The organism is Colwellia sp. BRX9-1 (genome assembly GCF_014077195.1).
GTDB lineage: Bacteria > Pseudomonadota > Gammaproteobacteria > Enterobacterales > Alteromonadaceae > Colwellia_A.
Genome location: NZ_JACGVM010000002.1, coordinates 411,220 through 435,244, shown reverse-complemented (window position 1 = coordinate 435,244; position 24,025 = coordinate 411,220). Strand labels below are relative to the sequence as shown.

21 protein-coding genes are annotated in these 24,025 nt (G+C 36.9%); 13 read left to right on the top strand and 8 right to left on the bottom strand.

Translation table 11 applies throughout. The features are described 5' to 3' along the window. The first annotated feature begins 519 nt into the window (after nt 1–519). From truA to purF, 6 genes are all read left to right on the top strand, one after another. On the top strand, nt 520–1,302 hold the full coding sequence (truA, locus tag H4J76_RS04435; RefSeq protein ID WP_070374283.1) for a tRNA pseudouridine(38-40) synthase TruA: 783 nt from the start codon (nt 520–522) through the stop codon (nt 1,300–1,302). 215 nt (nt 1,303–1,517) lie between these two features. Then, nucleotides 1,518–2,378, top strand: a complete 861-nt coding sequence (accD, locus tag H4J76_RS04430; RefSeq protein WP_182213995.1) for an acetyl-CoA carboxylase, carboxyltransferase subunit beta — start codon at nt 1,518–1,520, stop codon at nt 2,376–2,378. A gap of 21 nt (nt 2,379–2,399) precedes the next feature. After that, nucleotides 2,400–3,692, top strand: a complete 1,293-nt coding sequence (gene folC, locus H4J76_RS04425; protein WP_182213993.1) for a bifunctional tetrahydrofolate synthase/dihydrofolate synthase — start codon at nt 2,400–2,402, stop codon at nt 3,690–3,692. A gap of 30 nt (nt 3,693–3,722) precedes the next feature. Then, nucleotides 3,723–4,346 carry an SPOR domain-containing protein gene (locus tag H4J76_RS04420; RefSeq protein WP_182230168.1) on the top strand — a complete coding sequence of 208 codons (624 nt, stop codon included), beginning with the start codon at nt 3,723–3,725 and terminating at the stop codon, nt 4,344–4,346. A gap of 158 nt (nt 4,347–4,504) precedes the next feature. After that, entirely contained in the window at nt 4,505–4,987 is a 483-nt protein-coding gene (locus H4J76_RS04415) for a CvpA family protein (RefSeq protein WP_182213989.1), read from the top strand. A 112-nt stretch (nt 4,988–5,099) separates the two neighbouring features. Beyond that, nucleotides 5,100–6,617 (top strand): amidophosphoribosyltransferase, encoded by a 1,518-nt coding sequence (gene purF, locus H4J76_RS04410; protein WP_182213987.1) that lies wholly within the window; start codon nt 5,100–5,102, stop codon nt 6,615–6,617. A gap of 148 nt (nt 6,618–6,765) precedes the next feature. Here the strand turns inward: purF and H4J76_RS04405 are convergent, their stop codons facing one another. Both H4J76_RS04405 and H4J76_RS04400 read right to left on the bottom strand, forming a co-directional pair. Then, nucleotides 6,766–7,365, bottom strand: a complete 600-nt coding sequence (locus H4J76_RS04405; protein ID WP_182176549.1) for a Yip1 family protein — start codon at nt 7,363–7,365, stop codon at nt 6,766–6,768. Between the two features lie 269 nt (nt 7,366–7,634). Beyond that, nucleotides 7,635–7,913, bottom strand: a complete 279-nt coding sequence (locus H4J76_RS04400; RefSeq protein ID WP_182222180.1) for a hypothetical protein — start codon at nt 7,911–7,913, stop codon at nt 7,635–7,637. Between the two features lie 259 nt (nt 7,914–8,172). Here H4J76_RS04400 and H4J76_RS04395 point away from each other — a divergent pair, with 259 nt between their 5' ends. Then, the gene (locus H4J76_RS04395) at nt 8,173–8,967 is read left to right on the top strand and encodes an alpha/beta fold hydrolase (protein WP_182213984.1); all 795 of its coding nucleotides are present in this window, start codon (nt 8,173–8,175) and stop codon (nt 8,965–8,967) included. A 68-nt stretch (nt 8,968–9,035) separates the two neighbouring features. Here the strand turns inward: H4J76_RS04395 and H4J76_RS04390 are convergent, their stop codons facing one another. Further along, entirely contained in the window at nt 9,036–10,442 is a 1,407-nt protein-coding gene (locus H4J76_RS04390) for a diguanylate cyclase (RefSeq protein WP_182230167.1), read from the bottom strand. A gap of 551 nt (nt 10,443–10,993) precedes the next feature. Here H4J76_RS04390 and H4J76_RS04385 point away from each other — a divergent pair. The 4 genes from H4J76_RS04385 (at nt 10,994) to H4J76_RS04370 (ending at nt 16,280) form a co-directional block, all read left to right on the top strand. Next, on the top strand, nt 10,994–11,647 hold the full coding sequence (locus H4J76_RS04385; protein ID WP_182230166.1) for an ABC transporter ATP-binding protein: 654 nt from the start codon (nt 10,994–10,996) through the stop codon (nt 11,645–11,647). Then, the gene (locus H4J76_RS04380) at nt 11,631–14,042 is read left to right on the top strand and encodes an FtsX-like permease family protein (protein ID WP_182230165.1); all 2,412 of its coding nucleotides are present in this window, start codon (nt 11,631–11,633) and stop codon (nt 14,040–14,042) included. Before H4J76_RS04385 ends, H4J76_RS04380 begins: the two co-directional genes overlap by 17 nt. Before the next feature lie 7 nt (nt 14,043–14,049). Continuing rightward, a complete protein-coding gene (locus H4J76_RS04375) occupies nt 14,050–15,177 on the top strand; it encodes a lipocalin-like domain-containing protein (RefSeq protein WP_182230177.1) in 1,128 nt (375 codons plus the stop codon). Nucleotides 15,178–15,512: 335 nt separating this feature from the next. Then, complete coding sequence (locus H4J76_RS04370) at nt 15,513–16,280, top strand: tRNA isopentenyl-2-thiomethyl-A-37 hydroxylase MiaE (protein ID WP_182230164.1); 768 nt, start codon at nt 15,513–15,515, stop codon at nt 16,278–16,280. 20 nt (nt 16,281–16,300) lie between these two features. On the opposite strand, the gene H4J76_RS04365 is transcribed toward H4J76_RS04370, so the two are convergent. From H4J76_RS04365 to H4J76_RS04355, 3 genes are all read right to left on the bottom strand, one after another. Then, a complete protein-coding gene (locus H4J76_RS04365; RefSeq protein ID WP_182222185.1) occupies nt 16,301–17,314 on the bottom strand; it encodes a GGDEF domain-containing protein in 1,014 nt (337 codons plus the stop codon). A gap of 150 nt (nt 17,315–17,464) precedes the next feature. Next, nucleotides 17,465–18,220 (bottom strand): UDP-2,3-diacylglucosamine diphosphatase, encoded by a 756-nt coding sequence (locus H4J76_RS04360; protein WP_310733770.1) that lies wholly within the window; start codon nt 18,218–18,220, stop codon nt 17,465–17,467. Between the two features lie 9 nt (nt 18,221–18,229). Beyond that, nucleotides 18,230–18,721: a peptidylprolyl isomerase gene (locus H4J76_RS04355; protein WP_070374269.1), complete on the bottom strand. Its 492-nt coding sequence runs from the start codon at nt 18,719–18,721 to the stop codon at nt 18,230–18,232. A 190-nt stretch (nt 18,722–18,911) separates the two neighbouring features. Here H4J76_RS04355 and cysS point away from each other — a divergent pair, with 190 nt between their 5' ends. Then, nucleotides 18,912–20,297, top strand: a complete 1,386-nt coding sequence (gene cysS / locus H4J76_RS04350) for a cysteine--tRNA ligase (protein ID WP_182222186.1) — start codon at nt 18,912–18,914, stop codon at nt 20,295–20,297. A 129-nt stretch (nt 20,298–20,426) separates the two neighbouring features. Here the strand turns inward: cysS and H4J76_RS04345 are convergent, their stop codons facing one another. Further along, a complete protein-coding gene (locus H4J76_RS04345; RefSeq protein WP_182222187.1) occupies nt 20,427–21,197 on the bottom strand; it encodes an ABC transporter substrate-binding protein in 771 nt (256 codons plus the stop codon). Nucleotides 21,198–21,694: 497 nt separating this feature from the next. Here H4J76_RS04345 and H4J76_RS04340 point away from each other — a divergent pair, with 497 nt between their 5' ends. Beyond that, on the top strand, nt 21,695–22,285 hold the full coding sequence (locus tag H4J76_RS04340; RefSeq protein ID WP_182230163.1) for a carboxymuconolactone decarboxylase family protein: 591 nt from the start codon (nt 21,695–21,697) through the stop codon (nt 22,283–22,285). Nucleotides 22,286–22,557: 272 nt separating this feature from the next. On the opposite strand, the gene mltF is transcribed toward H4J76_RS04340, so the two are convergent. Next, nucleotides 22,558–23,928, bottom strand: coding sequence for a membrane-bound lytic murein transglycosylase MltF (gene mltF / locus H4J76_RS04335; RefSeq protein ID WP_259366376.1), 1,371 nt, complete (start codon nt 23,926–23,928; stop codon nt 22,558–22,560). Nucleotides 23,929–24,025: the final 97 nt, after the last annotated feature.

Sequence of the window (24,025 nt, the reverse complement as noted above, 5' to 3'; positions counted from 1 at the left end):
CAACAATTTGATGCTCAGCAACTACTTGATAATATTAGCTAATCAAGAGACGTTATCTTCATTCTATAAAAGCCACTGTTGTGGCTTTTTTTATATAAAAGAATTTTTTATATAATAGAAATAGGCGCAATAATAGAAAACGCCGAAGTAATATTACAAGACGTAGTAGCAAAGGGCGATGCCCAGCAACAATTTGATGCTCAGCAACTACTTGATAATATTAGCTAATCAAGAGACGTTATTTCATTCTATAAAAGCCACTGTTGTGGCTTTTTTTATATAAAAGAATTTTTTATATAATAGAAATAGGCGCAATAATAGAAAACGCCGAAGTAATATTACAAGATGTAGTAGCAAAGGGCGATGCTCAGCAACTGCCCAATTATATGAGTTAATCAATCACAATTACTTTAGCTTTTATAAAAGCCATTATTGGGGTTTTTTTATATAATCAAAGAACCTGATTGGCATAAACCCTAAAATATTGGATAATGCGCGCATTATAATCGGGAGTTATTGATGCGTTACGCTTTAGGTATTGAATACGATGGAAGCCGTTATCACGGTTGGCAACGACAAAAAAATGCGGTCAGTGTTCAGCAAAATGTAGAAAAAGCTTTATCAAAAATTGCTGATGAAAAAATTGAAGTTATTTGTGCGGGCAGAACTGATACGGGTGTTAGTGCGACCAACCAAGTTATTCACTTTGAAACGGACAAAGTGCGTAAAGATGTTGCTTGGACACTGGGCGTAAATACCAATCTACCTAGTGATATTGCTGTGTCTTGGGTGAAGCAAGTTGACGACAGTTTTCATGCTCGATTTAGCGCCACAGCACGTCGTTATCGCTATGTTATTAATAACAATCGTTTAAGATCTGCAATTTTAAGCCAAGGAATAACCTGCTGTCATTATCCACTTGATGAAAAGTTAATGCATCAAGCGGCACAGTCTTTATTGGGTAAACATGACTTTACTTCCTTTCGCACCGTTCATTGTCAGTCGCATTCTCCGGTTAGAACATTGATTCATTGCAATGTTTCACGCCAAGGTGATTTTGTTATTATTGATGTTAAAGGCAATGCTTTTTTACATCATATGGTGAGAAATATTGCGGGTAGTTTAATGCGTATAGGCCAACAATTAGAAACAGTAGCGTGGTTGGGGGAAGTTCTTGAAGCTAAAAATCGTTGTGTAGCTGGCATGATGGCATCTGCTGCAGGTTTGTATTTTGTTGGTGTTGACTACCCACAAGAGTTCAATATTCCAAAACCTCCGCTGGGGCCACTATTTTTACTTTAAGATAAATAGTGACAGAATGAGTAATTACAAACTGCTAATTCCAACAAAACAGACCAGTTTTTTGTATTCATAGTAGGGCTAAATGTGCTTTAATTGTCGGTTATAGTTAGATTAATTCAAAAAATTAACAATTTGCTGATAGGTTTGAAACCAATATTGGCAAGTTTTCCTATGTTCCCATGGACATATTAGGTAAAAGAAGGCAAAAATAAATTATGAGCTGGATAGAAAAAATTCTCCCAAAAGCAAAAACCACCCAAAAACGTAATATCCCTGAAGGCGTTTGGAGCAAGTGTACTTCTTGTAATGCAGTACTTTATAAAGCAGAACTCGATAGATTATTATCTGTTTGTCCAAAATGTGATCACCATATGCGTATCTCAGCACGCAAACGTATTGATTGCTTTTTAGATGCAAATAATCGCGCTGAATTAGGTGAAGAGTTTGAAGCACAGGATATTTTAAAGTTCAAAGATTCAAAACGTTATAAAGACCGCTTAAGCGCTGCACAAAAAAGTACCGGTGAAAAAGATGCACTGGTTGTGATGAAAGGTGAACTTAATGGTATGCCTATCGTTGCTGCTGCGTTTGAGTTTGCTTTTCTAGGTGGTTCAATGGCTTCAGTTGTTGGCGCTCGTTTTGTTAAAGGTGTTGAATACTGCCTTGAGCATAACCTACCACTTGTTTGTTTTTCTGCAAGTGGCGGAGCACGTATGCAAGAAGCATTATTTTCATTAATGCAAATGGCAAAAACGAGTGCAGCATTAGCAAAAATGAGCGAAAAAGGTTTACCTTACGTTTCGGTATTAACTGACCCTACGATGGGTGGCGTATCTGCAAGTTTAGCTATGCTCGGCGATATTAATGTTGCAGAGCCTAAAGCGTTAATTGGCTTTGCGGGTCCACGTGTTATTGAACAAACTGTTCGAGAAAAGTTACCTGAAGGTTTTCAGCGTAGTGAATTTTTAAAAGAAAAGGGTGCTATTGATATTATTGTTGACCGACGTGAAATGCGTAGCACGCTTTCTCGTATGTTAGCTAAATTCATGGGACATCCAAGCCTTAACGCTTCTTAACTAACGCTTCACAACAACACTATGCCAACAAACAACAAAAGCCATTTTGCTAGTAAGTCTCTAGCTCAATGGCTTTCTTATTTAGAAACAATACATTTAACTGAGATCGACTTGGGGCTCACACGCATTTCGCATGTGGCTAAGCGATTAAATATTGATTTCAGTTTTGCCCAAGTGATCACGGTTGCAGGAACTAATGGTAAAGGCACTACCTGTGCTTTTATTGAAAATGCTTTGCTCGGTGATGATAAAACAGTGGCGGTTTATTCTTCACCACATATTGAAAAGTTCAATGAACGCTTACGTATTAATAATATTGACGTTGACAGTCAATCATTAATCAACGCCTTTGAGCAAATAGAGCAACAGCGTGGTGATATTTCACTAACCTATTATGAATACACAACATTAGCCGCATTTTTAGTTTTAATGGAAAGAAAACCTGCTTTTATTATTTTGGAAGTAGGTTTAGGTGGGCGTTTAGATGCCACAAACTTAATTGACGCTGATATTGCCGTCATAACCACGATAGACTTAGACCATCAAGCGTACCTAGGTGATAATCGCGAAAGTATCGGCTTTGAAAAAGCGGGTATCATGCGTGCGAATCAAAAAGTTGTTATTGGTGATACCGATTGTCCTATATCTGTACTTGCCCATGCTAAAAAACTTAAAGCCGTGGTCAGTCTGCGAGGCGATGATTTCTCTATTGAACAGCACAAAGTACCCACTTGTCACTCCTTGTGGTGTTGGACATTTGGCGAGTACCAAATCAATGGTTTAAATAAGCCTTTTATACCTCAAGATAATGTAGCAACGGCACTAACGGTATTGGCTTTACTTAATGATTGTTCTGTTGTTTTTAATACTGAAAGTGTAAATGCCTTAATAAACCAAACAAAAGTTGCCGGTCGAACTGAGCTTATCAGTAAAAAATCGTTGAACAGTCCTGTGCTACTTGATGTTGGTCATAATCCTCAAGCAGCACGTTATTTAGTTGAGTATTTAAAGTCGCAAAAGTATGACAAGCTTTATGCGGTTACCGGTATGTTAAAAGACAAAGATATTGCTAACACCTTTGGACCATTATCTGCACTGGTTGATCAATGGTATTTAGGCAGTTTATCTATGCCTCGTGGAGCTACTGCAAAGGAATTAGCCGAAAAATTGTTATTAAATGAAGATTCAGCTAATTGTTTTGACAATATCACTGAGGCATTTAGAATGGCTAACAAAAATTCAACAGCAACAGATTTGATCTTAGTGTTTGGATCATTTTACACCGTAGCTGAAGTCCGACGTTTATTGCTGTAGTTTTTATTAACTGCAGCCTGGGAGTTCCATTTGTCTACACCTTTTCAAAACCGCTTAGTTGGCACCATTATTGTGGCTGCGGTTGCTATTATTATTTTGCCAGACTTACTAGACGGTAATAAAAAGACCTATCAAGATGAGTTTGAACAAATTCCACCTCCGCCTAAGGTCGAGTTTGTTAAGAGCACACCAAGCTTTCCTGAAGATAAAATTGTTATAAATACTGACGAAATACTGAGTGATGAAGCGGCATTAGATGACGATGTCTCTTCGACTGAACAAGCAATAAAAGATACGTCTGAAACAGAGAGTGACCCGGGTTTAAATAACGCTGTGGCGACGAAAGAAGACGATAAAGCGTTAACTGAGCAAGCAGTAGATAATATTTTGCCAGAAAAATCAGTGTTGCAACAAGCATGGGTAGTACAGCTGGGCAGTTTTCGTCATAAAAAAAATGTTGCACAATTATTACTCAAGCTTAAAGATAATGGTTATACCGCTTTCACAAAACCGATAAAAACAAAAAACGGCCCATTAATTAAAGTTTTCATTGGTCCTGAACTGATCAAAAACTCATTGATAAAAAAAATCCCAGCATTGAAAAAATTAACCGGTGTTGAAGGTAAAATTGCTCGTTTTTACCCAACAAAATAATAAGTTATAACCACTGCCCAATAATACGGTGTAAAAAGTAGTTAAGCACTTTCAATGGCAATGGCTATTTTAAATAAAACATTGGTAAAATAAGGGGCGTTTCTGTTAGAATGCGCGCCTTATTATGCTGGTAAATATTCATTGGTAACGATTAATTTATGGTTTGGATAGACTATGCCATTTTGGCAATTGTAGGCATTTCAACATTAATTAGCTTGGTTCGCGGCTTTGTCAAAGAAGCAGTTTCGCTAGTTATCTGGATCAGTGCCTTCTTTATTGCCAGCCACTTCTATGTAAATCTTGCTAGTTTATTGACAAACATTTCCGATCAAGTCCTACGTAATGCCGCGGCAATTGCTATTCTTTTTATTACCACGTTAATTCTTGGCGCTATGGTAAATTATCTTATTGGTCAATTGGTCAGTAAAACAGGCTTGTCTGGAACCGATCGCCTGCTAGGGCTCGTTTTTGGTGCATTACGTGGCGTGTTGGTTACCAGCGCATTATTATTCTTTATGGATGCATTTACGCCAGCGTCATCAACCGCATGGTGGGCAAGTTCTCAACTCATCCCCGAGTTTACACTCATTGTTGAATGGTTTTTCGAATACCTAAAGAATTCATCAAGCTTTTTGAAATAACGTTATTTTAGTGCCATGAAAATGGGGCTGATGTTCATTAGTATAATTTTTATTTACTTAGCGTTTATGTTATTAAAACGCCCTTAAACTTAGTTCTGTGGAGAATAAACGCATGTGTGGTATTGTTGGCATTGTTGGTAAAACATCGGTAGGTCAAGCATTATATGACGGATTAACTGTACTTCAACATCGTGGTCAAGACGCTGCTGGTATTGTGACTATTCACAACAATACCTTTAGACTACGTAAAGGAAATGGTTTAGTAAAAGACGTGTTTCATACGCGTCATATGTTGCGATTACAAGGTAACATGGGTATTGGTCATATTAGATACCCAACCGCAGGTACTTCAAGTTCTTCAGAAGCTCAGCCATTTTATGCCAATGCTCCTTTTGGTATTTCTCTTGCGCACAATGGTAATTTAACCAACGCTATTGAATTAAAAGAGTGGTTATTTAATGTCGCACGTCGTCATGTAAATACCACATCTGATTCTGAATTGTTACTCAACATTCTCGGTCATGAATTACAATTGACTGAAAATTTGAAATTAACACCTGATGATATTTTTACTGCAATATCTAATGTACATGAGCGTATTCGTGGTGCCTATGCAACGGTTGCTTTGATTATTGGCCATGGCATGGTGGCGTTTCGTGATCCTAATGGCATCCGTCCTCTAGTATTTGGTAAGCGTGAAACGGCTACGGGTATCGAGTATATGATTGCTTCTGAGTCGGTAGCGCTTGATGCAAACGACTTTGAATTTGTCCGTGATGTTGCGCCTGGCGAAGCTATTTATTTCACTGAAGATGGACAAATTCATAGCCAGCAATGTGCAAAGAACCCAACATACAACCCGTGTATTTTTGAATATGTTTATTTTGCGCGTCCTGATTCAGCGATTGATAAAATTTCTGTTTACGGCTCTCGTGTTGAAATGGGCAAAAAATTGGGTGATAAAATAGCAAAAGAATGGGAAGACGTAGAAATCGACGTTGTTATCCCTATTCCAGAAACATCATGTGATACTGCTTTAGAAATTGCTCGACACCTTGGCATCCCATACCGTCAAGGTTTTGTGAAAAACCGCTATATTGGCCGTACCTTTATTATGCCGGGTCAAGAGCAGCGTAAGAAATCAGTTCGCCGTAAACTTAATGCGATAACAACAGAGTTTGCTGGTAAAAATGTATTGTTAGTCGATGACTCTATTGTAAGGGGTACTACTTCTGGACAAATCATTGAAATGGCTCGCTCTGCGGGGGCAAAAAATGTTTATTTTGCCTCAGCCGCTCCAGAAATTCGTTTTCCTAATGTTTATGGTATTGATATGCCAAGTGCCAATGAGCTCATTGCTCATGGCCGTGAATTAGACGATATTTGCCAATTAATTGGTGCAGATAAACTTATTTTTCAAACCTTGGAAGATTTAGTTAGTGCTGTGGGCAGTGTAAACCCTGAAATCAAACAATTCGAGACATCTGTGTTCGATGGTCAATATATAACTAAAGACATTACTCAAGGCTATTTAGAGCGTTTAGATGCGATGAGAAATAATGAGAATAAAGAAGACTCAGATAAAAATGCTGATTCAATTATCGATATGCACAATGAAGGTGCTGAATAGCGTCAGGCTTGTCTAAACGACAGCATAGAAAAATAAAGTAAAATAAAAGCCCGCTTAGTTTATCACTAAGCGGGCTTTTTTATCATCAAATGCTAAAGATACATATTTATAATAAATGACTTATCGACTTAAATTTATAATAAAAGCGTTAAGATATATGTTCAGAGCCAAAGCCCATACCTAACATAATAGCGCTAAATGCCATTAAAGAGACTAAAAGAACTAATCCGCAAGTAACGACAGAGCTTGAATAAATAAAGCCTTTTTCTTCTGGAATATTCATCATGATGGGTACGCCAGAGTAAAGTAAATATACAGAATAACAAAGTGCGGCTAGTCCCGCTAAAGCAACAAACCATAAAACAGGAAATAATGCAGTTACGCCAACCATTAATAACGGTGTTGCTGTGTAAGCGGCTAATTCTAAAGACTGGGTAAAATCTGGCTTAGCATCAAAAGTTTTTGCCATCCATTGAATTAAAAAAGCTAAACCAATAACACCAAAGATTAAACCAAAATACATGCCGACAGACATGGTCATTGCGCTTGCCTGAGTTAATTTTATTGGATCACCTACGCCTATTGTCCAACCAATATGAGCGGCGGCAAAATAACTACAAATGGCAGGTATTAACGCTATGGTTAAAATATGAACCATGCTGTACATTAAGCTTTCGTGGCGCCTTTCAATTGTGTGCCACTCTTTCTTAGGGTCAGTATACAATCCCCATATATGATTTAATATCATAATAAAATCCTCTCGCTGTCCCCAAAATTACATTTATTGCTTTTTATTTTTTATTAATAAATGTCTGTGTCGATCAATGTTTTTATTATTGATAGCTTATTTATGTAAGATGGCGAAGCTTTCGTCAAGAGATGAATAGCAATTAAGCTAAATTAAATGCAAATAACTTCTTTTTATACCGAAAATAACAAATGTTTATATAGTGATATATTATTTTGTTCTTTCAAAGAAAAGTGTGGGCTATTAAAAATGTCAGTTTTAATGGAAAATCAGGCGACTTTTATTCTAACAATATTCATGACTTCTATCTCAAAGCCAGCAATCATTTCAGTGCTTGTGTAATAGGTCATATTCACTTGTTGTTTGCTAAGCGATTTATAAGCTTTTTTCCGCTTATATTTGAATGGAACATCACAGCCTTTTATCATTACCGTATTAATAAACCACTCATCTTGTTCGCGTTGAACATGAGAGACGACAGTAACATTTTCACTATGAACAAGTTTGTCATGTTTTTTTAAGAGACTGTTTACTGTTTTCTTTTTCATCTTTATTACCTTGAAGAGACGTTGTAATGCTCGGACCTAAAAGAGCAGCGCCATTGATATTGGCTTTTTATTAAGAAGACAAACTATTCTAAACTTTATTATATCTTTTCGCAAAATAGTCAATTAAGACAGTACATCATTAAAGTATTAGCCTAGTAAGGGGGGATATTAGCTAACTTATTAGGAGATTTTTTTTAAATTTAGCTATACTAGCTACTCTTAAGTTTGTATAACTCATCGTAATAGGGTGTTTGCAGTAATGAGCAAATCAATTCTTTTCCATACTATTTATCCACATAAAACCAGTAAAGTATGGGTTGTTTTTGTCCATGGTGCTGGCGGTAGTTCGGCAATTTGGTTTCGTCAGATCAGAGATTATCAAAAAACTTATAATGTGCTCTTACTTGATCTTCGTGGCCACGGAAAGTCCAGCCATCTGGTACAAACCTTTGTTGATAGTAATTACTCCTTTAATAAAGTCTCTGAAGATATCATCGATGTTTTAGATCACAACAATATTACATGTGCACATTTTGTTGGCATTTCTTTAGGAACTATTATCATTCGCAACATAGCTGAAATTGCGCCTCAATATGTATCAAGTATGGTTCTAGGTGGCGCTATTACTCGTTTTAATGCTCGTAGTAATATTTTGGTTTATTTAGGAAATACCTTTAAGCATTTTCTACCATATATGTGGTTGTATCGCTTATTTGCTTTTATTATGATGCCGAAAAAGCGCCATAAGGAATCTCGACACTTATTTGTTCGTGAAGCTAAACGTTTGTGCCAGAAAGAATTTATTCGTTGGTTTAAGTTAGCGATGGACGTGAACCCCTTGATGCGTTATTTCAAAGAGAAAGAAATTGATATACCTATCCTTTATATTATGGGCAAGGAAGACCATATGTTTTTGGGACCGGTAATGGAAATGGTTAAGCAACATAAAAACAGTTTATTACACACCATTCATAAATGTGGTCATGTCTGCAATGTTGAGAACCCAGAACTCTTTAATCAACATTCGTTAGAGTTTATCGCTCAACAACACTAATTTTATAGATATATCACCCTTGAGAACAAAGTTATGTTTGTTCTTTTATCAATATTAGTCAATAGCGGTTAAATAAAGCTGGTTTGGTTACGACCGTTGTCCTTTGATTTATACATGGCTACATCTGCTCTTTTGAGAAATAAACCAACATCATCTGGCTTAGTTAATTGGGTGGCTCCCATGCTTACGGTGATCTTTACCTTTTTATTATCAATAATAAGAAAAGCATTATCAACAGCCGCGCGGATGCGCTCAGCAACAATTAAAGCGAAGTCGATGTTGGTAGCGGGAAGAATGAACGCAAACTCTTCGCCGCCAATTCGCCCCATCAGATCATTCTCTCTCAGTGCCAATTGGCTTACGTTGCAAATAATTTTTAAGACTTCATCGCCAACCGAATGACCATAGGTATCATTAAATACTTTAAAATAATCTACATCTAACATTAATAAACACAGTGGAAATTGATAACGATGGGATCGCTCTAATTCAAGCTGCAAAGATTTCATAAAGGCACGTCTGTTAGCAATGCCAACTAACTCATCCGTTGTCGCCATTTTTTTTAATTTATTAATGTCTTGTTCTATATGGTTAGCCATTTTATTTAAATTTTTGCTCAGTGAGCCAATTTCATTTTTTACGATGACCTTGCTACGTGCTTGGTAATTTCCTTCAGCTATATTTTGTGCATCGTGAACCAGTGAAAATATAGGCAGAACAATCTTATTTCTGACATAAAAAGTGATAATTAACGCCATAAGTGTTGAAATAACCAATAATAAAATGACGTACCATAAATATTTTTTTTGCTTAATGTTAAACTCATCAGCCTCGACAATTAACCTAGTCTCCACAGCATCGATAAATTTTTGAATAGGTTGCATAATGGCAATTTTTTCTTGCTGGTATTGAGGTGAAAATAATAGCTTAACGGCAAAAGCCCTATCAGGCTCTCCTTTAAGGGTAAACGTACCTTTACCATCATTGTAGAGTCCTTTCATTAACGCAAAAGCCTGTTTTTCGATGCTCATTAAATTATCTGAGCGGTTTTGTGACTGTTGCAGTAGTAATAACTCACTTTCTGTAAAGCCCATATTTCCCATAAGGGTTTTTAATGGGACTTGTATGCCTAATTTATCTGAAGTAAACCGTTCTGGTGTAAGTGACGTATACCAGTATGTGGGAGGGTATTTTTTTGGTCGAGGAGAATCCCCGTTACGTATTGCAATGATGTCAAAATAATACTCTTTATAAATTTCATCCCCGGTAACCACATAGGTGCGTGCCATACGTGTTAGGTCATCTGAACTTTGGCGTAGCTCATTAGCAATGGTTAACGAATATATATGGTGCTTTTCATCTTTAATTGCTTGCAGATCAAAAATACCAATAATATGAAAGAAAACATAACCCCACATGCTTAATATGACGATAAAGCATAAAAAACCGATTTTATTGCCAGTGGAAATATTCATCTACAACCTATTGGTTTGGTATTAGCTATGCAATATCAAACAGTTGATAATATTTACTCATTTCATTCATTAACGTCTAACCATGAAATAAAAATTTTACAGACAGTTTTATTAAGTGTTGAGTTTACCCAAACGAGTATCCTTATAGATTTATAAATCTATAAGGTATGATATATGTGATATCGCTATTTTAAAGCTTACTTTGAGTATAGACACTTCTGATCATCTTGTGTAAATAAGTGATAATTCTTGATATAGCTATGATAAATAGACACTAATTTAGTACCCCTAGCTTAGTTATTTACGATATTTCGACCACAACACTATTAGCGCTTACCTTATTTTTTATAATGTAAAACACGAGGGATGAGTTAATGGAGCTGTAAAAAAATTATTTATATTTGTAATTACTCACTGAGTGTCGGCTAAATGAAATTATTACTCATAATTATCTCGCTGAATGAAGAGGTGATTTTTAGGGGATTAAATACTTTTTGGGTGATTTTGTAGTGTTTTTACCATGATATTCTACGTAATAATAAGGAGTTACCGTGATTTGCGTGAAGGACTTATCTTTTAGCCGTAATGATGGCGGCAACAAACAAAATATTTTAAATAAACTCGATTTATTTGTACCTGCAGCACAGCACCTCGCGTTACTTGGTGATAGTGGTTCAGGTAAAACAACCTTTTTACATATTTTAGCGGGACTCTTGCAAGCAGATAGTGGCTCGGTAAGTATTAACAATCAAGAGCTTTCATCACTGAATGAAACAGAACTTGCGCTGTATCGTCGTAAAATAGGGCTAATATTTCAGCATTACCAATTGCTTGACTGTTTAACCGTAAAGCAAAATATTCTCTTTCAACAAAAACTCAATTACCCCAAAAAACCAGCGGATGAATTTGACTATATCGTCAATAAACTGGGGCTCGAAAGTAAGCTCGATTCACTGCCAGAAAAACTCTCAGGTGGAGAACAACAAAGAGTTGGCATCGCAAGAGCGTTACTCAACAAACCTCAGATAATTTTTGCAGATGAACCAACAGGTAACTTAGATCGGCAGCGCTCGCACCAAGTCGTTAAACTTCTTACTGAGTTATGCAGTGAGCAAAAAATCAATTTGGTGATGGTGACTCACAGTCATCAATTAACCGATTACTTTGACCATGTAAAAGTACTTAGAGATGGTCATTTTGAATAATTTGACCAATGAAATTAAACTTATTATCGCCACTCATTTAGCCTTCTATCGAAGACATCCTTGGTTAATGGCGTTATTTTTTCTAGGTTTTAGTCTAGGTAGTGCACTATTAACCGCAATTTCTGGCCTTAATCAAGAGGCTAATACACGCTATCAAAATTCTTCCGCATTAATCAATAACCCCGTTACACATTTAATTAAGCCATTAACAGGAAAGTACTTTATTGATGGCAATATATGGCTCACTTTACGACAACATGGCTTTATCAATACTCAACCCGTTTTACGAGGTCAATTAAAAACCAACAACGGAGAAACACTTGCCATTCAGGGTGTGGATACTCTGCTGTGGTTAAACCGTGCGCAATACCAACAAAGTAATGAAAATGTTGATAAAACAGCTCAACGCTTTTCCCTTTCTACCTTATTAGTTGACTCGAAATTTGCAAAACGCATCGTGACAAAAACAGGTGAACCAATAAATTTTTCGCTGCAAAACGATCAGCAACAACCTGAAGTTGTATTAGCTGACAATATTGGACTTTGGGCGATCACCGATATCGCCAATGCTGATTATTTATTAGCAGCTAAAGGGCAACTCAGCTTTATTGAGCTCTCGCATGTTAGCGAGCAGCAATTAGTAGAAATAGCACAGCTAATTGCTGGGCAAGCACAGTTGATTGATGCAGAGCAACAATCGTTCGATGTTTTATCTGAAGCCTTCTTTTTTAATCTGACCGCACTTGCCATGCTTGGTTATATTGTTGCGGCGTTTTTGAGTTTTAATGCGATAAAACTGACGTTAACTGCGCGACAAAAATTAATAGAGCAAATGCAGCTATTAGGTTGCATTAAGTTAAGTGTTCAACTGAGTCTTGTCATTGAACTTATTATTGTTAGTGTTTGCACTGCTTTATTAGGTACATTAGGTGGTTATTTAATTGCTAATGCATTAGTGCTTGATGTTAACAGCACTCTAGTTGGCTTGTATCAACTCGATAAAGCGCTTGTGATCAATTGGCAATGGTCAAATGTCTTATTAGGCTTTGCCCTTAATATTTCGGCTTTGGGGGTAATACTTTTGGCGCAAGCCAAGCAAGTTGCCCAAAAAAGTCAATTGATGTTCTATAGTTTGTTGGTCAGTACATTAGTAGCAGTCATAGGGTTACTCTATTATGCGACTAATGAGTATCAAGCCTTGCTGCTGTGTTTTGCGCTTTTAATGTTGTTTATTTTACTTGTGCCTAAAGTACTGTCTCTCTTGGTTTCATTACCGTTGACAATCACAAATCCATTAACACAATGGCTTCATGCCGATACCCGACTTCATGTAAAAGACCTTCATATTGCTATTGTTGCAATTCTAGTGGCGCTTGGCAGTGCTATCGGCATGCAAATTATGGTGAAAAGCTTTAGCCATACGTTAAATGCCCATCTTGAAAAGCAATTAAGTGCAGATATTTATTTACGTTCAGATAAACTCGATAATACTTTAAGGCAAGCGCTCACTAACTTACCTGAAGTTGAGAAGTTGAGTATCTATATGCAAAGTGATGGTGATGTAAATAAAGTACCTGCGAATCTTGCAAGCTTTGGTAATAGCTTTGAACATTATCAACATATTTCGCTGACTTCAGGCTCAGCCATTACTGTAGAAAATTTTTATAGTCAAGGTTGCTTGGCTAACGAACAAAGTAAAATTAAGTTTAATTATTCATTAAATGACGTGATGGTATTTAAGCAAAATTCAACTAAATTTACTTGTCGTATAACAGGGTTCTTTTATGATTATGGTAACCCAAGAATATCGTTACTTACGTTAGAGGAACGCCAGAAAACAGCAGCACTAAACCGTGATGTTTTTGGTTATTCAATACGGCTAAAAAGTCGTACTTCCGTTGCTGTTTTTAGCGAGCGTTTAATGGACGAATTTAAACAAGACAGTACAAAAATTTTAGCCAATAAAAGATTTAAAGAAATAGCTAATGCCTTGTTTGAAGATACGTTTGTAGTGACCAAAGCACTCAATAGTTTTATTCTCGCTATTGCATTGTTAAGTTTGTGTACCAGCCTATTAAGTTTAAGTGTTAATCAATTAAAGCAATTAACCATATTACGTAATTTAGGCGTAACACAAGGGCAATTATTAACCATGAAACTGCTACAAACAGCAGGCGTGGTTGTTTTTACTGCTTTGTTTGCTATTCCGCTTGGCTTCGCACTGGGCTTTGCGTTATTAAAGTTTGTCATGCCAATTGCCTTTGGCTGGACTATTCACTTTAGTTTAGATTTAAGCAGTTTATTAATAACGTGCTTAACGCTAGTTGGAGTCTCTGTTTTATGTGCCTATTTACCGATCCGAAAATTAACTAACTTAGCGACTAAGGAGTCATAATCGCGTGATAAAAAGACAAGCTTTGACCGGGGTATTATTGACTCCGTTTGTTTTTGTACGATTTACGCTTGTGCTGTTAATTTTTGTGCTGTCTGCGTGTCAACCGACTGAGCAAAAAATAACATCATCTAAATTACAAGTGGCTATTGGCAAACCGGTAATACAGGGCACTCCTCTTATCTTTCCCGCTGATCATGGTATTCATGCTGAACAAGGTATTGAGTGGTGGTATGTAACGGCTAATTTGCAAAGTGACACTGGCGAGACTTTTGGAGTTCAATGGACATTATTTCGCACACTAATGCCAGCTAACCTTGAGTCACAATGGTGGGATAACAATCTTTACTTTGCTCATTTTGCCATGCAACACCAACAAGATCATGTTGCGTTTGAACGGTTTTCACGAGCAAGGCAAGCTAAGGTCATTAGCTCGCCGTTTGATGCCAGTATTGATGATTGGCAGTTGAGCAGTATCAACAACGAATTTTTGCCACTCAATTTAACAGCAGCACATGAAAACTATGAAATAGCATTAACACTAAGCGACAGCCCAATAGCCTTGCATGGCGACAAGGGCTATAGCCAAAAAACACAAAGTGGTCATGCGTCTTATTACTTTAGTTATCCCTTTTTAAAGGTAAAAGGCCGTCTAACTTTTGCGGGGAAAACCTATAACGTTTCGGGGAATGCATGGTATGACAGAGAGTGGTCGGCGAGTTTACTCGACAAAAATCAACTCGGTTGGGATTGGTTCAGTATTGTTGACACTCAATCAGCCACTCAATCAGCCACTCAATCAGCCACTCAATCAGAAAAGCAAGGGCTCATGCTCTTTTGTATTCGAGGTAATGATAATAATTATGAGTATTGTAGTGGTACTGAGATAGCCCCCAATGGCGAAACAACACCGCTTTTTAAAGAAGATATTAAGCTGTCTGTTATTGAAACCGTGACATTAAATAACCACGATTATCCTAGTAAATGGCAAGTTGAATTAACGAATAGACCAATCATTATTATTGAAAGTATTACCAAAGATTCACGTAATCAATTAACAATCCCTTACTGGGAAGGACGCGTAAAAGCAACGGGTGGTTTTAATGGTATTGGCTATGCCGAAATTACTGGCCACTAATTATTCATTATTAAGTTGTTATTTTATTTTGCAAACCCTGGTCAAAATGACTAATAAAAGCAGTCATGCGTAAGTTATATGCAAAAATTGCCATCATCATTACCTGATAATATTACTTTTTTTACTCTCTATTTTTTTACTCTCTAAAAGGGGACTGAGTGAGATAATGTGTTTCATAAAACCCTTTACTTTGTGGTCTTCGCGTTTAAAGTAGCATAGACAATACTCAATTATTATTGGATCGTTAACTTTCTCTGAAAATAGCCGCGCAATTATTAATAAGGGTATGATAAAATCGATATCAATCTAGTGTATATAGTGAAGAATTTCACCAAATGTCGACTACAAAATTATTATCTCCAATATTGTCATTCTTAAAGTGTGAAACACCACAAGCATGGATTGATGAAGCCGTTAAGCCTGAAAATTTACCCGTGCTATTAATTGATCACCTGGTGTGTGAATTAAAAGCAGCTCAGTCCGCTATGTTTTTGATCCGAAAATATGCAGTTGATAAAGAAAGCGGTGATGCTTTGTTGGCATGGCTGCAGCCATTCGAGCAATTAATCTATAAAAGGCAAGGGGATTGGCGCTCATTACCGTCGAAAAACAAGTTAACTAAAGCCATATTACCTAAGTCAGGTTCAGCACATGGGCAAGGCCTTATCGACAAAATGGTCTTACTGATCAAAGAAGAGCTACATCATTTTTACCAAGTATTAGAAATGATGGATGAGTATGGTATTGAATATCAAAGTATTACGCCGTGCCGATACGCGAAAGGCTTACTTCGTCATGTAAAATCTTTTGAACCTGATGCTATGGTTGATAAGTTAATTATCGGTGCCTTTATCGAAGCTAGGTCGTGTGAACGTTTTGCTAAAATAGCCCCTCATGTTGATAAACGTCTGGGTGATTTTTATATATCATTACTACGCTCTGAAGCTCGCCATTATCAAGATTACTTATCATTAGCGACAGAGATTGCTGGAACCGATATTTCTGAACGAATAAAATATTTTGCTGATATCGAAGCGACGTTAATTATTAGTGCAGATGAAGACTTTAAGTTTCATAGTGGCTTACCTGCAGCGACTCTTTAAGCTTAGTTAGCTTTTTCAAGTTAAGCTGCAGTATTGGCGCTTGCTAATACACAACGATTTCTGCCTGAATTTTTTGCTTGGTACAACGCTTGGTCGGCATTATTAAATAATGTTGCCCATGTCATGTTATTGTGTAATTCGGCAACCCCAATAGATACCGTAATAGGCGGAAGCTGAGTATTACTTTGACGTTGCACTAATTTTAATTTCGCAATAGCCAAACGTATTTTTTCAGCCATCGTATGAGCAAATTGTTGCGACTTATTTGATAATACCACCACGAACTCTTCACCGCCGTAGCGCACAGGAATGTCATCAGGTGTGACGTGTTCTTTGATGATTTTTGCCACCAACTGAATCACTTTATCGCCAACACTGTGTCCAAAAGAATCATTCACTTTTTTGAAGTGATCAATATCGATAACTAATGATGAATGAATGTTATCAAGTGATAGTGCCTGTAATTTTTTATCACAGCCTCGACGGTTTAATAATCCTGTTAAGGTATCAATTAGGGCTTCTTGACGAGATTCTTCTAACTTCAGTTTTAACTGTGATACTTCTTCAGATGCTTTATATAGCTCAGTAGATAAAGACTCATGTTGAGCTGTCGATTGCCCTATAGCATTAAGTAAAAAAGTAGTAATGTTTTGGAGAGGCTTTTCTACACTTAGCTGACCAAGCGTTTTTTCTATTTTATTGAGATGACTTATTACTGCTTGTCCGCTTGAAACTTGGTTATCAAGTTGCGCTAAGGTACTGTTCAGTGTTTCGCCAAAAGGTGTAAAGATATTATCTTCAATATTTTGGCTGTTTGAAAGAAACTCACTAAACAATGCGTCGATAAAAATAGCGTCGAGTGGCTTTTTGCTGCTTAATTGCCCATCTATTTTTTTTATGAGTGACACGTTTTCTTTTGAAAAATAACAGTAGGCAACAGCGTAATGGCTCGGTATGGGCGCAATTAGATGCAAAAGCATAAATTCTTTAGCTTGTTCTGCGACTTTCATCGCTTGATCAAAACTTCCCTGCATCGTAATTCTCTTTATTATTTTTCTACATAATAACAGTTAATTAAAAGAAAACTCAATGGAAAATGCGACACAATAGCCGGTTTAATCATTTTTTTTGTCGTGATATTACTTATTTATAACAGCAGTATTTAATTTATTGAGAAAATAAGTTTAAGGCGTTTTAAAGGCTTGAGAAAGTAACTCTATACTGTCTTTTGTTACCTTTAACCATGCGCCTTGCTCATACCAATCACCCAAAACAATGCGCTGAGCAGGTAGGTTATTGGCTTGGATATGATGAATGTTAGGGCGGTGAGTATGTCCATGAATAAGTAACTGACAATGATGTAATTCAAGCTTGTCAACAACCTCTGTCTCGGTGACATCCATTATTTCTTGTGACTTCATTGCCGTTGCACTGGCGCTTTTTAAGCGATAATTTTCAGCAATATTCTTACGTACAAACAGTGGTAAGTTTTTAATCATCGTTTGCCACCACCAAGAACGAGATTTCTTTCTAAAGGCTTGGTAAGCGATATCACGTGTACATAAAGTGTCACCATGCATAATAACGACGGGTTTACCATAGAGATCAATAACATCCACTTCAGGTAATAACGTCATGCCACAAGCTTTGGCATAGCGCTTCCCTAAGAGAAAGTCTCGGTTACCATGAATATAATAAATACGAGTACCTAGCATGCTTAATGCTTTTAGCGCGAGGGCTACTTCGACGACAAAAGGATTTTTATCATCATCACCAATCCAGTATTCAAATAAGTCACCTAATATATATAGTGTTTCGGCGTTAGGGGCATCTTTTTCAAGGAATGACAAAAAACAGGCCGTTATATCGGGCCTGTTTTGCGCTAAATGCAAATCAGCAATAAAGTAGGTTACTGATTTGTTGTTTATTGCGTTAGTCACTAATTTTTATTATTCAACAATCGCTGATTCAATAATGATTTCTTCTGTTGGAACATCGTCATGAAAACCCATACGGCCAGTTTCAACCAGAGTCATTTTATCAACAATGTCCATGCCTTCAACAACTTCAGCAAATACACAATAACCCCAACCTTGCACAGATTCGTTTTTAAAATTTAAAAAATCGTTGTCGCTTAAGTTGATAAAAAACTGAGCTGAAGCTGAATGTGGCTCTTGTGTTCTTGCCATCGCTAAAGTGCCACGCTTATTTTCTAAGCCATTACTTGCTTCGTTTTGAATGGTTTCACGAGAATCTTTTTCTTCTAAGCCAGAAGCAAAACCACCGCCTTGTGCCATAAAACCTTTAATGACACGATGAAAAATAGTGCCGTTGTAAAAACCGTCTTCAACATACTGTTGAAAGTTTTTTGCTGTAAGAGGTGCTTTATCAAAATTTAATTCAATTTTGATATCGCCTAAGTTTGTTTTTAAAATGATCATTTTATTTACTCTTCAATTTCGATGTGGGAATTGTAAACGAAAGCACAGAACTGTAAAGCAAACTTATGGATAATGTGTAGGTAAATAATGACCCTAGCGCTTTGTTCGGGTACAATTATCGAAAATTGATATAATTTTTATTAACTATTAATTACCCCTATTTTAATCGTGATCGGAGCCAGAAAATCTTATGTTACAGATATACAATACATTGACCCGCCAGAAGGAAGTTTTTACCCCAATTGAAGCAGGTAAAGTCGGTTTGTATGTGTGTGGTTGTACGGTTTACGATTTATGTCATATCGGTCATGGACGTACTTATATTAGCTTTGACAACATTGCTAGATACCTAAGGTTTTCTGGTTATGACGTAAATTATGTCCGTAATATCACCGATGTTGAAGATAAAATAATTAAGCGGGCACAAGAAAATAACGAAACACCAGATGAGCTTACCGAGCGTACTATTGCATTAATGCATGAAGACTTTGATAGTTTGAATATTGAACGACCAGATATAGAACCAAGAGTAACGACGCACATGGACGAAATTATTGCCATGATCGTCACACTTGTCGAAAAAGAGCATGCCTATGTCGCCACTAGTGGCGATGTGTTGTTTGCTGTGTCGAGCTTTGCAGACTATGGCAAACTCAGCGGTCAAAATTTAGAGCAATTACAAGCCGGCTCTCGTGTAGAAGTCGATGAAAGTAAAAGGTCACCACTGGATTTTGTTTTGTGGAAGTCAGCTAAACCAGGCGATCCAAGTTGGGAATCACCTTGGGGAGCAGGGCGTCCTGGTTGGCATATTGAATGTTCAGCGATGAGCGCTAAAGAACTAGGTCATCATTTTGATATTCACGGTGGAGGCTCAGATTTACAGTTTCCACACCATGAGAATGAAGTAGCACAGAGTTGTTGTGCGCTTGATTCCCCTTACGTGAATTATTGGATCCATACTGGTATGGTGCAAGTTGACCAAGAAAAAATGTCAAAGTCACTCAATAATTTTTTCACTATTCGTGATGTGCTAAGCCAGTATGACTCAGAAACTGTTCGGTTCTTCTTAACCTCTGGACATTATCGTAGTCAGCTAAACTATTCTACAGATAATTTAGAACAGGCACGCTCTGCTCTAGAGCGTATTTACACGGCTTTGCGTGATGTTGAGGTGCTTGCTGATTTTTCACTAGATAAGGATGACACGTTTGTTGCTCAATTTATTAAAGTAATGAATGACGACTTTAATACACCACAAGCGTTAGCGGTATTATTTGATTTAGCCAAAGAGTTAAATGTCGCTAAAAATGAAAGCAGTGATAAGGCGCCCTATTTAGCCGCGACGCTTAAAGGTTTGGGAGAATTGATTGGTTTATTACAATTATCTCCAGCAAGTTTTTTACAAGGAAAAGGTGACAGCGATGAAGTCGCTGAAGTTGAAGCGTTAATAAAACAACGTAATGATGCGAGAGCAAGTAAAAACTGGTTATTAGCTGATGAAGCTCGAGATAAATTAGCGGCGATGAATATTATCGTTGAAGACAGTGCTGGCAAAACCACTTGGCGTAAAAGCTAATTTATAGACGGTTAACAGCCAGTTGATAAAAAATGACACCTCAATAACACATTGTTATTGAGGTTTTTTGTTTTAAAAGTCATGTTACTTTTTAAATTAGATGATCTACGAAATACAATAATGTGTTAATTACTGATTGTTTGCTGTCCAGCGTTTAATTATTTTAGCAATTTCGCCACTTTGTTTTAATTTGGTAATAGCTTTATTAATAAGATTAAGGGTTTCAATAGTGCAGGATTCACGGCTTAACATAATATGAATATTATCTTGGTATATTTTTAATGAGTGCATTTCAAACTCATCTTGCAAAAAATATTTTTCAGAGAACACTTTCATCGTTACAGGGTCGACCAAAAATCCGTCGATGTGACCTTTTAGCAATAGATTTACATTTTGCTCTAAGTCGATAACGTTATTAATATGGCTTTGAAAGTCTTTGGTTGTAATAAGTTTTTGAAATTCCTCACCATAAAAATATCCCCCTTCAACACCAATCATATAATTAGAATTAGCCAGATCAGCTAATGTCTCGAGCTTAATTTTATCAGCCATGCCTTTTTTGACAAAAAGATTAACTTTCTCAAGACGATAAGGTAGAGAGAAATAGGCGTTTTCTTCTCGTTCAAGCGTATAGGATGCACCCATCGCCATATCCATTTTGCCTGTTTTTATGTATTGTAAATGTCTTTTCCAAGGCAGTTCAGTGAAGGTTACCTTGAAATTAGTTTCTTTAATAATAGTATTGAAAATATCGAAATCTAAACCAACAAGTTCTTGTTTTTTATTGTGATATTGATAGGGATACCATAACTCCCAACCAACCGCATAATCTCTTGAAGGAGCAGTGTGAGCAGGACTATTTACAATCAATAATAGAACTAAGAGTATATATTTTTTCATTCTCTTTCTTCCATGCATCAGCTAATTAATGAATCGAGATCCTGATATTAAGGTTAACTTTATTTGCCTAGAAGTGGATTGTAGACAAATTTATATCATCATACTGCACTATCAATGGTACCAACAGCAACAATTTGTTACATCTACATTGACATAAGCTTAATTTAAAAGCAAAAAGTGTAGTTGCTGTCGATAAAAATAAATTAATATTGGCGTTGAAACTATTAATTATCCGCTAGATAAACAGTAATACGGCTAGATTTAGCTGGCCCTGTTGTTGTTCGCTGCTTAACAGCTAACGCGTTAACTTTATTATTGCTAAAGTGAATTTAGCTGAATATCACCGCCGTTTCCGTGGCGTTCTAACGCCTTATTATTTGATACTTTCCTATCAGTTACATAAATCGAAGATGTTGCACTTGCAATATCTCCGGTTTGCACTAATCTATCATTAACGATTAGTTTAACGATTAGTTTAACGATACTTGGAGATAGTTATGGCGTTAGTTGATCCACTTACTGGCGATGAAAATGAAGACATTACTGAGCTTGCCCGTTTCTTTAATGAAACGTTAGGTTTTTGTCCGAATAGTGTACTGACCATGCAACGGCGCCCAGCTATAGCTAAGGCGTTTATTAGTTTAAATATTGCTGTAATGGCAAATGAAGGTAGAGTAACCGCTGAACAAAAACGTTTGGTGGGTTATATAACCAGTGCTAATACAGGTTGTCGCTATTGCGAGGCACATACAATTTTAGCGGCAGAGCGCTATGGTGGAACTGACCAAAGGTTAGCTGATATTTGGTCTTTTCGAACAAGTGATAGCTACAGTAAAGCAGAGAAAGCAGCGTTTGAATTTGCGCTTGCGGCTTCAAGTGTACCCAATGCCGTTGACGATAGTATATCTGGCGAACTACATAAATACTGGGATAACGGTGAAATTGTTGAAATCCTTAGCGTTATATCTTTATTTGGCTTTTTAAATCGTTGGAATGACTCTATGGGGACAACCATGGAAACAGGGGCTGTTGATGCAGGTAATCGACTATTGAACGAGTCAACATGGACTCAAGGTAAGCATACTTAAGGTTATTGGTGAAAACCAATAGTGATTTTCTATTGGTTTTCTATTAGGAAATGTCCCAAGCGACGGGTGTTTATCTTATGTTTTTGTCGTTGTAACTGTCTTTTTCTATGGGAACTTTGTACTTGTCGTCTAATTTTATTGTTCATTTTGACTCTCTTTGAAGTTATCTACTTACTTAGTATTGCTTAACTATGTTTCACTTTGATGACAACGTAAAAGTTATTGAGTGAAACAACAGCTAACTTCACATTAACACAGATTATCAACTTAAGTTATTCTATTATAGCGATGGCTTGCGTTTCCACCGGTTCAGGAAGAACATATTCTCTTGATTTATTATCCATCCAAGTCAAGGTATCGTAGTAACGTCTGATGTTTTCAACATAATTTACCGCTTCATCACCACGGGCATAACCGTATCGAGTTGGCTTGTAATATTTTTTTTGTTTAAGTAATGGTAAGCGATCTTTAACCTCTACCCAGCGGTCGGGATCGCCACCTTGTTTTTCTGTTATTTTTCGTGCGTCATTTAAATGGCCTAAACCAATATTATATGAGGCAAGTGCAAACCACAAACGATCGGGGAAAGGTACTCTATCGGGCATTCTATCGATCATTTGTTTAAAGTATTTAGCGCCACCACGAATACTTTGTTCAGCATCTAAGCGACTTTTAATACCCATTTGCTTAGCCGTTGGCAAAGTTAACATCATCATACCACGCACACCCGTATACGAGCGGGCGTGAGGTTCCCAATGAGATTCTTGATAACTAATCGCGGCCAATAATCGCCAGTCAATCTCTTGGCTATACTTTTCAAAGAGCGGTTGGTATTGAGGCAGTTTACCTTCAACCGCTTTAATAAACATTCGGGTATCAACATAATTAAACTCTTCAACATGACCATAATATTTGTCATTAAGTGCTAATAATGTACCGTCGTGATGTACTTTGCCAAAAAATTCAACAAGACTGGCATAGATTGATTGGTCATTATTTTTTCTAACTGCCCAAGCCAAAGGTTGTGGTTTTTTTATGGTAAAGCCAATGCTGATTTCAGGATAATAGCGGCGATTAACTGCTAGGGTATTGCTGTCGATAATGGTGTAGTCAATTTCTTCTGATAATACTTTCAGTAATAATTCTTCGCTATCGAATTCATCACTGATTTGCCAAGTTAACTCACGATGGCTATTTTTTAATTGGATAAGATTTTCTTCATGGCTTGAATGCGCCATGATCAATAAATTCCCCGTTAAATCTTCTATGTCACGAGGTCGAATGCCGCCCTGTTTAAAAACGAGTTTTTGGCTGATATCATCATAACTAGGAGAGAAATTATATTTTTGACGTCTTTTATCGGTCACCGCTAAGCCTGCTGCTAATATATCAACTTGGCCGCTGTCTAATTTATCAAAAAGTTCTTCAAGGCTATAGCTAGGCACTACTTTTAATTCAACACCTAATGAGTCTGCATAATTTTTTACCAGCTCATATTCAAAACCTGCAGCGTCTTCAGCTTCTAGATAATAACTGGTTAAGCCATAAATAGTACCGACCTTAATATAGCCACGCTCAATTATTCGCTGCAAACTGGCATTATCTTCTGTTGGCTGACAGCCGAATAGCAAAAAAGTACTCAAGAAGAATATGCTTACAAACTTGCTGATTTTTTTAACTATTTTAAAATTTATCTTAATCATATAAGGTCATTGTGGCGTGATTCCAGCTTTATTCAAA